Source organism: Gimesia sp., from assembly GCF_040219335.1.
Lineage (GTDB): Bacteria > Planctomycetota > Planctomycetia > Planctomycetales > Planctomycetaceae > Gimesia.
The window spans coordinates 128,513-140,793 of sequence record NZ_JAVJSQ010000003.1; the positions used below are offsets into that span (position 1 = coordinate 128,513).

Genomic DNA, 12,281 nt, shown 5'->3' on the forward strand with positions numbered 1-12,281 from the left:
CTGTCAGTCCCGTGTTATGAATTCATGCAGGTTGAGTAAGACACTCGCCACAAGCGTCCAGGCCACGTCCTGTTTTTCAGCAGGCGTTCTGTCAGCTGGCTGTTGAGCAATCTGCTTACGACAAAGCTCCTTCAAGCGTTCCCGTTCCATTTCCAGCGGTTCTCGTGCCAGGCAGAGACGGAACGCATAGCTCATCTGTTGATCGAGGTCCCCCGAACTCTCCCGGGTAACACGTCGTCCCAGATGTTGTGCTGCTTCGTAAAAGACAGGATCGTTCAACAGAGTTAAAGCCTGCAGCGGTGTATTAGACCGATCGCGTCTGGTGCAGGTCTGACTCGGATTCGGAGCATCGAAGATCACTGACTGAGCATAAGGCGAAGTCCTGAGAATCAACGTATAAAGCCCTCTGCGATAGCGATCGTTCCCCGTACTGACATCCCAGGTATTGGAACCAAAGGCTTCCATCACGACGCTGTCCGGCTGGGGAGGCCGCACACAGGGGCCACCCAGCTCTCGAGTCAGCAAACCACTGACCGCGAGTGCCTGATCGCGCACGAGTTCGGCAGAGAGCCTCAGATTCGCCTGATGGCTCAGAAGTCGATTCGCGGGATCTTTTTCCTGCATGTCCGGTCGTGTCTTTGATGACTGTCTGTACGTCGCAGAAGTCACGATCAGGCGATGCAGGGCTTTGACATCCCAGCCACTCTTCTGGAATCGCCGTGCCAGCCGGTCCAACAGTCGTGGATGTGAAGGACGATCCCCCTGGGTACCGAAGTCATCTGACGATATCACAATTCCCTGGCCGAAATATTCCTGCCAGACACGGTTCACAGTCACCCGGGCTGTCAGCGGATTTGAGTCGGAAACCAGCCAGCGAGCCAGATCAAGTCGATCCGGCTTCCCTGAGGGCTGGAAGGTCGGTAAGGAACGGGGCGTCCCTGGTGCCACAGGGATTCCGGGAGAAAGATGGGAACCGCGTAGATGCACAAACGCCTGATTCGACGTCTGCATCTCACGCATCGCGGGAGCACGCGAAACCGCCGGAAACTCGTTTCGTAAAGCAGTCAGGTTTCGAGCAAGTTCACCCAGTTTGAGTTCTTTAAAACGGACACTGTCTACCAGATGGCCGCGAGCCAGAAAGTAATCCAGCAGATCGTCACGCTGCCTCTGTGAACGCTCTGAGGGATCCAGCTTAAGGATCTCCAGGCCTTCCTGTTGCCCCTCCCCGGATTTGACGCCCCACACCAGACCCATCACTTCCCAGGCCCGGGCCCAGTGATGATCTTCCGCAGGGTGCTCTGAGGCATGTAGCATTTTCTGCTCCCACTCTCGCTGCAAATGTTCGAGCGGTTCGCGAATGGGATCGATGAGTGCCTGTCGTTTCTGCTGATAAGTCGCCTGTTGCGCGACCAGATCCTGATCCTGTTTCAAGGGAGCATCAATGTTGACTTCATAGGCTGAATTAAAAAAGGCGTAGAGCTGATAGAACTCTTTCTGGCTGATCGGATCGTACTTGTGGTTATGGCAGCGGCAGCAGTCCAGCGTGAGCCCCAGCCAGATCGTTCCCACCAGTTTAGTACGATCGACTACTTTATTGACCCGAAACTCTTCCAGGTCGGCGCCTCCCTCACGGTTACTCAAGGTCTGGCGCAGGAACCCGGTGCCGGCGTGTGCTTCAGTCGAACTCTCGGGCAACAGATCGCCGGCAATTTGCTCAATCGTAAATTGATCGAAAGATTTGTTCTGGTTGAGTGATTGGACTACCCAGTCGCGAAACCGCCAGGCATGCGGTCGGACGGCATCGGTCAGATATCCATCACTGTCAGCGTAATGACACAAGTCGAGCCAGGGCCGAGCCCATTTCTCACCGAAGTGCGGTGACTGCAGGAGACGATCCACAAGTCGCTCGTAGGCATCTGGCCGCTTATCCTTCAAAAAAGCCGTTACCTCTTCTGGCGAGGGAGGCAGCCCGGTGAGATCTAATGTAACACGACGGATGAGCGTCGTTTTGTTTGCCTCTACTGAGGGAGTCATCTGTTCCTGATCCAGTCGATGCAGGATGAAATAATCGATTTCATTTCGACACCAGTCACTCTTTCTGACAGATGGCAGTTTTGGATTAGAAATCGGCTGAAAAGCCCAGTGCGACTTCTGGGTGCTCGGTGCTGTTTCACTGTCTAAGACAATCTTTTCAGGCCAGGTTGCTCCCTGCTGGATCCAATCCCGAATTAAAGCTATCTCGCGTGCCGATAACCGCTCTCCTTCGGGAGGCATCACTATCTTGTCAGGATGAGTCCCCGAGATCATCTGAAACAACAGGCTGCGGGCCGGCTGCTGGGGAATAACGGCTTTCCCATAATTCCCGCCAGCCAGAGTAGTGTGCCTGGTTGTGAGTGAAAAGCTGCTCCCCGGCTCAGCTCCTGAATGGCACTTCAGGCAATGGGTTTTGAAGATTGGCCGGATATCCTTCGCAAATGATATTTTCGTTTCCGCGCACAGAGCCTCTGTCCAGAGATTGCTGGAAAAGCAGAAGATAATAGCCAGAGCGATCCAGTTCGCTCGAGTCGACCGGATCGTAAATCTCTCACTCATAAAAACTCCTCTCAATAGATTTGAGGAAGGAATATTTTGAGTCATTCCTGATTTAACACCACGAGCCAGTTACACATCCCATAATTCGAAAACTCAATGTGAGGCACTATTTGTGCTTTCATAATGAAAAAACGCTGCTGTCGTATTAGAACAGCAGCGAATTCAAACAAGAATCAACTAATTGAATTAAGATGATCGATTTATTGAGCACTCTTTAAATCAAAATCGAAGGATTTATTTGCATCCGAGACATTCGCTTTCAGGGGAGTCTCCTCTCCCTGATATTCTTTCAGTTTTGGATTTGGTCCACCATTCATCATCCGATCAACATTGACCTTATACTCACGTGGGGCATTAACAGCCACGGTGTATTTGCCTTGGCTGTCTGTCATTGTCATCGCTGTTCCTACGAGTGCGTCACCATCAGCAGGAAGAAATGATACTTGTGCGTCAGTCAGAGGTTTTCCATCCAGTTTGACCACCCCGGTGATCTCCACAGATTGACTCTCATCTACCATTTCCTGATTTCCACATCCACAGATGACAGAAATCATTATCAACAGAATGCCTGGACGTAAAGACTTTACATTTGCGCTTAACATATTAATCCTATTACATCACAATAATCAACAGGGAAAAACTGCTACACACCAGACACATGCCAGGCGTGTAGCAATTGATTTAATTTGACTCAGACAGAATGATCAGGGGACTTCAACCACCTCACCACCACGGGGCGTGCATAATGCCTGCCACTGTCTCCCATCGATATTTTCGCTGATGAAACGAACTGCCCCGTCCATAAACCCACAGTGCACACCACCTTCATGATAGCTCCCTACAGTGCCCCAGTTATGGGTTGTGCTATAAGTTGCTTTCGGATTATTAGGAGTGGAGTCAATGCGTGTTGAGAAACCAATGTTTCCCCAGCCTACAGCGGCATCATACCAGCTGCGTCCCATATTATTTTTGTGTGATGTCGGCAGGATGTAATCCAGCCCTTTGGCAAACTCAGAGAACGTAATCGTATTACTGGTGCCGTCGGTCACATTCTGCAATCGCATTTGTGAATCATAGACAGCTCCGGAGGCGTCATCGACAATCCCCCAACGCGAAGCAAAAATTCCATTCGTTGTTGAAGAGCCATGGCGTCCGCATAAGCCCCAACCATGATTGGCACTGGCCGTCGGATAGTTATGCTGAGCGTAATTCGCATCGTCTACAACCAGGGCACTGGGGCAGATAAAGACAGTTACCTTGGTTCGCCGGACCTCATGATTGACTGCGTCCTGAGGATCGACATAAAAATTAATGTTGTTGTAAAGCGGCGTCTGGTCCAGATAAGGCAACAACATTGTGTGAATCGTGTGAGCATAGTTCCCGTTATCTGTTTCACAACAACAGGACGTTGCGTTGTAATGATTCACGCCACGTGGAATGATTCCAGCAGTTGTATCAATGTAGTTGTGTAATGCGAGGCCGAGTTGTTTGAGGTTATTCTTGCATTGACTGCGACGCGCAGCTTCTCGTGCCTGTTGGACCGCGGGGAGTAACAGAGCAATCAGAATCGCAATGATGGCTATCACCACCAGCAATTCGATTAAAGTGAAACCACTCTTTCGTTTAATGAAACGATACATGACGAGCTCCTGATTATAAGTATCAAAAAAGAAATGACTCCGTCAGAGTATGAGAGCGCTGGGAATTAGCGTTTCTTAATTAAGAGTTCTTTAATATTAGAGATGTATCTAATATTTCATACATTAATATAGATTTATGCAACAAGAGTTTTGTAAATTTTATTAATTGTTAGAAAATATTTATTTCCCCTTATATACTGACCATAATCCACATACAGTGTCCCTAAAACGGAATATTATTGCACGTTGATTTCTAATGTGACCTTATCAATACAGCTATCCCTATCATTGATATTTCATCCCGTTCCAGCTTAATTTGCAGAAGAGCAACTCTTGCGGAAACGACTTATAATACTGATCGCTATCTTTTGCCTGGTCTTTTTGATCTGGATAGTCGCCCCGAAAAGTTCACAGATAGATCCAGCTCAGGCAGATGAAATTATTCAGACTGCAGAGCATCTGCTCGCTGACCAACAGCAGCCGGAAGCCATAGATATGCTTTTAAATCTGCTGGAGGTCGCTCCAGATAATCAAAAAGCCACATTTCTACTGGGCCATTGTTACTATCAGCAGAAAAACTATGAGCAGGCAGCCAACCAGTTTGGAAGTATTTTACCAGAGTCTGAGTATTATCAGCCTGCCTTGATGAATTCTGCAAAAGCGTATCTGAAAACGGCCAGAATGGAGCAAGCAGAGCGAGCACTCAAACAGTTCTTGCATAACGCACCTGCATCCCCATCAGTAATCACGGAATTACAATGGCTTTATTTTAACCAGTTCAGAGTGAGAGAAGCGAAAAGGCTATTGAGTGAAGCATTGCCGCTCTGCCAAAATCCGTATCCTTTACTTTACCATTTATTACAAATCGAATATTTTCCTCCCATCGCTCAAGAATCGATCAGCCTTCTGAAACGCATTAATGATGCAGAACCGGGCCAGGCTTCAATCGTACTGGCGCTGGGTTATTGCTACTGGAAACTTGGTCAGACAGATCGAGCCCGTGAGTTAATCGACCAGTCGCTAACCATCAATCCGACAAGACTGGAAACGATTCTCACCGCAGCTGACTTTTATCTGGAGACCGGGGATCTGAGAAAAAGTCAAAAACTGCTCCAACCCCCAAAAGCCTATCCTGATGAACTCCAGAAGCAATTACAGCACGACGATCGCTGGCACTTTCTGAAAAGTCGGCTCCACTTTCAAAACGATGAGCTACCGCAGGCACTGGAAGAAATTCAGCTGGCACTCAAGCTCAATCCAAATGAGATCAAATACCTGCAACATTCCGGCACGCTGTATCAAGCTTCCGGAGAATATGAGTCAGCTCAAAAACAGTTTCAACAGACTAAAAAAATGGCACGGAGCTATCAGGAGTTATACAAGTTTGTTGCCAGTGGAGCCTTGGACAAGCCTACCAGGGAAGATTGCCAGCGGATCGCCTCTCATCTGGAGACCCTGGAAAAAAAACAACAAGCCAGGTTATGGAAAAATATTGCTGCTTCGATGTGAAATCGAATTTGTTCTCAATTGGAAGTAAAATGATTCGCAACACGGTTCTCCTGCTACTGACTCTCCTGGCTTTCCAAGGTTGTAACAGTCAGCCTTCAGGCACAACCGACGGCCCTCTGGCTGAAGTCGATCCGCCTGCAGCAAACGCTCCTGATCAACCATCGGTTCTTCCAGAGTCGAGTCCATTTCGCTTCACAGACATCACCGGGGCCAGCGGTGTCGAATTTACTTATTATGGGAATCCCAGCCCTCAACATTACATGGTGGAGCAAAATGGAGGGGGTGTCGCCTGCTTTGACTATGATCAGGACGGGCAACTGGACCTGTTCTTTTCCAACGGTTCTCACTTTGATCAACCTGCAGACAAAGCAGGACAAACGAATCAACTGTATCGCGCAACGGGCCAGCCTGGGGAAGCTCTGCAATATACGCCCGTAGCAGACCACGCGGGAGTGAATACAAGCGGATTCGGCATGGGGGTCGCCTGTGGAGACTTTGACAACGATGGCTTTGTGGATCTCTATCTATGTGCTTATGGGAAAAATACGTTCTGGCAGAATAACGGTGACGGTACTTTCACAGACATTACAGAGCAGACAGAAACGGGAGACGCCAACCATTGGGGGACCAGTGCCGCCTTTGGTGACCTTGATGGTGACGGCGATCTCGATCTTTACGTCACGAATTATGTGCAGTATGACGAGTCAGACCCTCCCTGCTATACCACTTTGAATGGCAGGCGGATCAAAATTTCCTGTGGTCCCATTGGTCGCACTGCGGAACCGGACATCCTGTATCAAAATACCGGAGATGGCAGTTTTGCCGATCGATCCTCGGATGCGGGAATCACCAAACCGGCAGCCGGAAAAGGACTCGCCGTTCAGATAGTCGATCTGGATGGCGATGGTCTGCTCGATATTTTTGTCGCCAACGATATGACCGATAATTTCTTTTTTCGAAATCAAGGTGACTTCAAATTTGAGGAAGAAGCGTTGGTCCAGGGTGTCGCTGTGGGGGATAACGGCATGCCGCAATCATCGATGGGAATCGCCTGTGCTGACTACAACCGAAATGGGCGTTTCGACCTGTTTGTCACCAACTTCGAGAATTCCCCCAATGATTTTTACGAGCAGATTGATTCCGGTATTTTCCTGACCAGCAATACACGCCTGGGGCTGGATACGAATTCCCGTCCCAAACTCGCATTTGGAACAATTGCCGCTGATTTCAATCTCGACCAGTGGCCTGATCTGTTCATTGCCAACGGCCACATCTGGGATCTGAATGATGGTCAGACAGAGCATGAATACGAAATGACTCAACAGATATATCTGAATCAACAGGGGCGGCGATTTGTGGATGTCTCCCAGGAATCAGGCTCCTATTTTCAGGAACAGGTTCTGGGACGCGCTGTCGCTTCTGCAGACCTGGACAATGATGGAGATACGGATCTGGTGTGCTTACCGGAGCTGAAACCAGCCACTCTCTTACAGAATGACAGCCCCCGCACTGGAAACAGCGTACGCATCAAACTCATTGGAACCAGTTCAGCGAGAGAGCCTCTCGGGGTGACACTCAACGCGACTGTTGATGGTGTCGAACAGATCTTCTGTGTGCCAGCAGGGGGGAGCTTTCAATCCTCCAGCGACTCAAGGGTCATCATTCCCACGGGAGACGCCAAACAGATTGAAAGCGTCACCATCGTCTGGCCCGATGGGAAGTCGGAACACTGGAAACAGATACCAGTTGAGCCACAGGTCACCCTGATTCAGGGTATTCACTAATAAGTCGCTAACTCAACAAAAAAAGGCCCCGGTTCTATTTCCTGGATGAAATAAAACCGAAGGCCGTTGAGTTTTATAGCTCGACATTACTGTCGAACAGAGTCGAATTCACACGCCACTATTTCAGATCAAAATTGAATTCGCCTCCTGCATCACTCACCTGAGCAGTCAGTTTTGAATCTAGAAAACTGCTGTACTGGATCGGCAGTGATTCAACCGCACCAAGGTTCGCCGGGGGCTCAGAGCCATCAATCTTGATAGGAGAACCATCTCCCTTTACGAAGTGATTGATCACCACTTTATAGCTACCCGGAGGAGCTCCTTCGCCACCTCGGATTTGTTTTAGCTGGTACTTACCGGCTTCATCAGTAAAGCCAACGCATTCCACTCCTTTGGTCTCTCCCTGCGGGACGAAAGTAACCGTCGCTGAGACCAGTGGTTTGCCCTTCATAGTTACTGCACCTGTTACAGGCACAGTGTTCGGTAGCGGCTTTTCTTCAGTACCGCCGCCGCAGCCCGACAGTCCCACCAGGAGACTGCAGACTGCCAGACATAAGCTGATACGTTGTAACATCGTTGGGAGTTTCCTCTTAAAAACTTATGAATTGAGAGGGTTGAGAATTCAATTTGAGTTTTCAGATGACCTTACCATTCTCCGATGACTTTGCCATCAGACATACGTGCCAGATTCTGACGGGTAGTGGTGTCGATGTTCTCACTGAGAAAGTGAACCGAGCCATCTGCCAGCAGGAAGTGAGCACCACCGGTGTGCAGACTTCCGGCGTATGCCCAGCTCCCCAGTTTTCCACGCGGCTGTTCCGGAGGTGAGGCGGATGAATAATAGAAGCGGTTGATCGGGTAAGAAACCAGATTCAGACCGACCATCACGTGTCCACGATACCCCCAGGCGTTGGTTCCGCCGTTGTATACAGTGCGGGTGGTTTCGCCCATCATCAGGGTGTTACTTGTTCCGTCTTTGACGTCATCCAGCCGGCACTTGCTGTTGTCGCCAAACATGCAGCGACTGGTTGGTGCGGTCAGAGTCCAGTTTTCACAGGAGTTGTAAGGGGTGATTGTAATGAAATCGTAGTTGGTCTTAGCGCCCCCTGTTCCCGTATTCGTAGCCGAAATACCGTAGCTGCTAGTGGCGGAAGGAATGAAGTAAGTCCCGTCATCGGATGGGCACAGGAAGACGGTGACCAGTGTTTTGACCACAGCAGCATTCCCGTTGGTCACAGGATCATCTCCTGCGGAAAGTGCACCCCCACCAGTAGAAATACTGGAGTGTGCTGTGGCACTACCGCTGGAGTTATACATGTTGTACAAAGGAGCCTGATCGAGATAAGGCAGCAACATGGTCAGACCGGTAGCCATGAGCCGGGGAGTCGTGCAACGTCCGATGTGAGCTGGTGGCAGAACTGAAAATGTTTCATGGTAGTTGTGGAGTGCCAGTCCAAGCTGCTTCAAGTTGTTTTTACACTGGGATCTTCTGGCTGCCTCACGGGCCTGCTGTACAGCAGGTAACAAAAGGGCAATCAAAATTGCGATAATGGCGATCACCACCAGCAATTCGATCAAGGTAAAACCCCGTTTTGGCCTTTGCATCTTAGACATTAAAAGAACTCCTGAAAAATAAATAGAATCAGAACTGGAATGAACTCATCCCTGTCTCTGCATGCCTACTGAACCTGCAGTCAATGCTGTTTTTTCAGGCTCAACTGGTTGATTGATCAAGGATTTGTCAACGACGCCTTACTCATGCAAAATCAGTGCCAGACCAGAATGCAGACGAAAAGATCACGCAGATCGTAAGTTCGCAGTGAGTTTGGTCCGGCTCGAGAAATGCTGCCAGAATCAGGAAGAGAGATGACAACTCAATGAATCGTGTCGTATGATGCAGCTAACCCGTACTTTCAGGCTTTGTCATCTGCCAGGGAAAATCAAATCAGTGTTATCAATTGAATAAGTAAACACAGCTCATGAAAAAGAAGATCGCGCTCCTCTGCTGGTTACTCTGTTTTTTTTCAAAAAATTCCCTGTTCGCTCAACAGGCCGAACAGCAAACCGATTTATTGATTGTCGGCGGAACGGAATCAGGATGGGCGGCGGCCATCCAGGCGGCTCGACTCGGGGTGAAATCTATTACCCTCGTGCTGGACGGAGACTGGCTGGGCGGACAGTACACAGAACAGGCGCTCGCCTGTGTAGACGAGAACAAAGGCCCGGGTAAAGTTGGCTGGGGTGTTGACTGGCATCCGATGAAACGCTCCTTCCACCGCAGCGGTCTGTTCAAGGAACTGATGGATCGCATTGAAGCCTTCAACACACAAAAATATGGCTCTCCCATGCCGGGACGCCCGTTCCATGGACCTTCCACATTTCGCCCCGCCGAAGCTGAAGCCATCTTTCGCGACCTGCTCCAACCCTACATCCAGAGTGGTCAGATTCGACTGATTACCCGCCATTATCCAGTTAAAGCAGACATTGATCGGGGAGGAACTCATCCCCGACTGACGGGGCTCTGGTTTGCACCGGTCGGGTCGGAAACTCCTGACCGGCACGTGATGGCCAGACTGACGATTGACGCTTCGGACTGGGGAGAAGCCATTCAGGTTGCCGGTGCCGCTTTCGAAATTGGAGCCGACCCGCGTTCGCGATATGGGGAACCGAGTGCCCCTCTGAACTTGAAGGGTTACCCGCCTAATGAAATGAATCCGATCACGTGGGCCATGATCGTAGAAGAATCGGACGGCGATACCCCGATTCACAAACCCGAACGCTACGATGATCGCTGTTTCGTAAGAACATCCAAACTGAGTTTCGCCGAGATGAAGCACTTGGAATGGGATCGCCCCCTGAAGAGAATGGGCTCCATCCCTCATTGGCCACCCGCCGGCCAGGCTTCCCCCCGCCAGCTTTCTGTCTTCACAGTTCGACGAATCGTGGATGGCTATACCAGCAAAGATCATAAGACCAGCATACTCCTGAATTACATGCTGGGCCAGGACTACCCTCTCGAGCGACTTCCGCACCACGTCTGTGAAGCTCTGGAAGCAACCGAACCGGGAGCTTCCATGAAGAACATTGTGCTCATGAATCGTCGTCAGAGGCAGATTATTTTTGATGATGCAAAGCGGCATTCCCTCTGCCTGCTGTATCACTTGCAGAATTTCGTGCACGATCGAGCTGATGACCAAACCAACAGTTTCAGGCATTTCCACTTGAGCGAAGAGTTCGGTACGCCAGACCATCTCCCCCCCAAACCTTATATTCGCGAATCACTGCGTCTCAAAGCCATGTACATGATGCGTGAGCAGGATGGCCGTAACATGGACGGCCCGACCAAGAAATTCGCCCGCGAACGGTTCTCCCGGGTCATGTATCCGGATGGGCTGTTCGCCTGGCAGTTCCATTACGACTTCCACCGCACCGGACGTACGTACTTGAAATCCGAAGGTAACCGGGGCCCCTGGATCGACTATGAGAAACCGGGGCGGAACACGAGCCTGGTCAGCGATCGCAGCCTGTTTCCCCTGCGTAGTCTGGTCCCGGTGGAAATGGACGGCTTGCTCGGCGCACAGAAAAATATTGGCTACAGCAGTATTGTGAGTGCCGCAATTCGCCTGCACGATCAGTGTATCGCCATTGGTCAGGCAGCAGGCGCGACTGCTGCTGTCTCTTTGAAAGAGCAGATCCAGCCACGCGAAATCCCCTACAACCGCCAACAGTTGGAACAGGTACGGCACGCACTTTGTGGGGAATCAGAGACCGGCCAGGCTGTATTGATCTGGCCGTTCCGCGATCTGGCTCCGGCACATCCGGCTTTTGTGGCCGTCAACCGTCTCGCTGTCCGCGGGGCTCTCCCGCTCAAGGTCCGTGAAGTCGACTTCCGACCAGACCAACCCGCAACTCCCGAGTGGCGCGCAGCCACGATCGAGTTAACAATGAAAACACTGCAGACGCCCAACCTGGTTCTGTCTCTTCCAGACAACCTTTCACGAGGAGAATTCTGCCAGCAGCTCTGGTCAGCCATTCATGAAGTTCCCATCCGTCCCTACCAACGGCTTACACCTGACGACGCCGATGGGGACGGTATCGCGGATGCCGATGATCCCTCACTTTTCACTCCGCGCGAACCACTGCAATGGATACCTGAAAAACTGACCGCCGACCAGGATGGCCTGCTGGGAAAAAACATTTCAAACCGGGCCCGAAAATTCAACTTTACCGGCAACAAGACACCCGCCACCTCCGGATTTGAAGCTGACCATGGGTTGCCTTTCAAAGCGTCCCGGGGTTTTGGTTGGCAACAGGATCTGAGTAAGAATGTGCGCAAACGAAAGCAGGTTTCGGAAGCCTATCGAGACACATTCATTTTCACGCGGAGTCATGCCACATGGGAATGCGTACTTCCTCGAGGCCGTTATCGCGTTACGGTCTGCGTCGGAGATGCCGGCCACGAACAGGTCGGGCAATGGGTCACGGTAGAAGGCAAACCGCTGATTGAAGACCAGTCAACGGTCAGCGGCGCATTTCATGAGCAGAGCACAACTGTCGATGTTTCCGATGGCCGACTGACAATCGAAATCGGAAAGCCTGGCTCAACGACAAACACCTGTCTGAACTGGATTGTGCTCGAACCAGCCCCATAAAAGACGCTTATCTGAAGATCCACTCTGATCAGTTGCCAACCCTTTCAGACAGAAATATCAGATTTTGAGAGCCATAATTTGTGTGAAATTGCGTGGTGCGACAG

Annotated in this window: 8 protein-coding genes; 3 read left to right on the top strand and 5 right to left on the bottom strand. The window is 50.5% G+C overall.

Going from position 1 to position 12,281, the window contains the following annotated elements:
• Nucleotides 1-3: 3 nt before the first annotated feature.
• From RID21_RS00980 to RID21_RS00990, 3 genes are all read right to left on the bottom strand, one after another.
• Nucleotides 4-2,592 (bottom strand): PSD1 and planctomycete cytochrome C domain-containing protein, encoded by a 2,589-nt coding sequence (locus RID21_RS00980; RefSeq protein WP_350186759.1) that lies wholly within the window; start codon nt 2,590-2,592, stop codon nt 4-6.
• Nucleotides 2,593-2,792: 200 nt separating this feature from the next.
• Nucleotides 2,793-3,194 (bottom strand): hypothetical protein, encoded by a 402-nt coding sequence (locus tag RID21_RS00985; protein WP_350186760.1) that lies wholly within the window; start codon nt 3,192-3,194, stop codon nt 2,793-2,795.
• Nucleotides 3,195-3,296: 102 nt separating this feature from the next.
• Nucleotides 3,297-4,232 (bottom strand): DUF1559 domain-containing protein, encoded by a 936-nt coding sequence (locus RID21_RS00990; RefSeq protein ID WP_350186761.1) that lies wholly within the window; start codon nt 4,230-4,232, stop codon nt 3,297-3,299.
• A gap of 333 nt (nt 4,233-4,565) precedes the next feature.
• On the opposite strand from RID21_RS00990, the gene RID21_RS00995 reads away from it, so the two are divergent.
• Nucleotides 4,566-5,741 carry a tetratricopeptide repeat protein gene (locus RID21_RS00995; RefSeq protein ID WP_350186762.1) on the top strand — a complete coding sequence of 392 codons (1,176 nt, stop codon included), beginning with the start codon at nt 4,566-4,568 and terminating at the stop codon, nt 5,739-5,741.
• A gap of 29 nt (nt 5,742-5,770) precedes the next feature.
• Nucleotides 5,771-7,525: a CRTAC1 family protein gene (locus RID21_RS01000; RefSeq protein WP_350186763.1), complete on the top strand. Its 1,755-nt coding sequence runs from the start codon at nt 5,771-5,773 to the stop codon at nt 7,523-7,525.
• 118 nt (nt 7,526-7,643) lie between these two features.
• Here the strand turns inward: RID21_RS01000 and RID21_RS01005 are convergent, their stop codons facing one another.
• Both RID21_RS01005 and RID21_RS01010 read right to left on the bottom strand, forming a co-directional pair.
• The gene (locus tag RID21_RS01005) at nt 7,644-8,099 is read right to left on the bottom strand and encodes a carboxypeptidase regulatory-like domain-containing protein (protein ID WP_350186764.1); all 456 of its coding nucleotides are present in this window, start codon (nt 8,097-8,099) and stop codon (nt 7,644-7,646) included.
• Nucleotides 8,100-8,170: 71 nt separating this feature from the next.
• Nucleotides 8,171-9,139, bottom strand: coding sequence for a DUF1559 domain-containing protein (locus RID21_RS01010; protein ID WP_350186765.1), 969 nt, complete (start codon nt 9,137-9,139; stop codon nt 8,171-8,173).
• Nucleotides 9,140-9,504: 365 nt separating this feature from the next.
• Between RID21_RS01010 and RID21_RS01015 the strand changes: the two genes are divergently transcribed.
• Complete coding sequence (locus tag RID21_RS01015) at nt 9,505-12,177, top strand: FAD-dependent oxidoreductase (RefSeq protein WP_350186766.1); 2,673 nt, start codon at nt 9,505-9,507, stop codon at nt 12,175-12,177.
• Nucleotides 12,178-12,281: the final 104 nt, after the last annotated feature.

Coding starts and splice junctions, on each gene's coding strand:
- RID21_RS00990 (WP_350186761.1), bottom strand. CDS start 4,232: ATGTATCGTTTCATTAAACGAAAGAGTGGTTTCACTTTAATCGAATTG.
- RID21_RS01000 (WP_350186763.1), top strand. CDS start 5,771: ATGATTCGCAACACGGTTCTCCTGCTACTGACTCTCCTGGCTTTCCAA.
- RID21_RS00985 (WP_350186760.1), bottom strand. CDS start 3,194: ATGTTAAGCGCAAATGTAAAGTCTTTACGTCCAGGCATTCTGTTGATA.
- RID21_RS01010 (WP_350186765.1), bottom strand. CDS start 9,139: ATGTCTAAGATGCAAAGGCCAAAACGGGGTTTTACCTTGATCGAATTG.
- RID21_RS00980 (WP_350186759.1), bottom strand. CDS start 2,592: ATGAGTGAGAGATTTACGATCCGGTCGACTCGAGCGAACTGGATCGCT.
- RID21_RS01005 (WP_350186764.1), bottom strand. CDS start 8,099: ATGTTACAACGTATCAGCTTATGTCTGGCAGTCTGCAGTCTCCTGGTG.
- RID21_RS01015 (WP_350186766.1), top strand. CDS start 9,505: ATGAAAAAGAAGATCGCGCTCCTCTGCTGGTTACTCTGTTTTTTTTCA.